We start from the raw sequence: 464 nt of genomic DNA, 5'->3' as shown, positions 1-464 counted from the left end.
CTGGACGATTTTTGGGTGACTGCTGTGAAGCTACAAAACCAGACGGCGCAGCGCGTCACGCTCGACCCTCGGGAACTGATGGGTGAGTTCGTGACGGCGGCCTTTCAACATCCCTATCTCGGGTCGCACGGTGATGCCAGTGACACCACCACGCTCTACCTGGTCACTCGGGGACACGGGCTGACACAAGCAACCGTGTTCTCCGCCGCCCCAGCAGATCCGCGTGCAACCCGGGGAGCCAAGCATGAAGAGTAACCCGCTGCTCAAGTACCTGGTGGTTCCGCTTCTCCTGCTCACGGTGTTCATCGGCATCAAGATGATGAGAGGTGGACCCGAACAGCAGGCTGACAACGCACCGGCCCCAAAACTCACAGCGGAACAGGCCAAGGCTCTGGGTGTGGAAGGCGACACGCCGAGCGACACGCTGCGCACGGTCGTGGCAGAAGGGCGCGAGCTCAAGCAGC

1 protein-coding gene and 1 pseudogene are annotated in these 464 nt (G+C 61.9%); both read left to right on the top strand.

The window, feature by feature from the left end; all coding sequences use genetic code 11:
- On the top strand, positions 1–255 hold a 255-nt coding region (locus ABJ99_RS04060), incomplete at its 5' end, for a DUF3438 family protein (protein WP_154864384.1).
- A pseudogene (locus ABJ99_RS04055) lies at positions 245–464 on the top strand (TIGR03752 family integrating conjugative element protein); the annotation flags it as partial. The gene ABJ99_RS04060 and the pseudogene ABJ99_RS04055, both read left to right, overlap by 11 nt.

This window comes from Pseudomonas syringae pv. cilantro (assembly GCF_001293775.1).
GTDB lineage: Bacteria > Pseudomonadota > Gammaproteobacteria > Pseudomonadales > Pseudomonadaceae > Aquipseudomonas > Aquipseudomonas syringae_P.
Note: the sequence above shows the minus strand (reverse complement) of the source record. Positions and strands in the feature narration are given on the sequence as shown.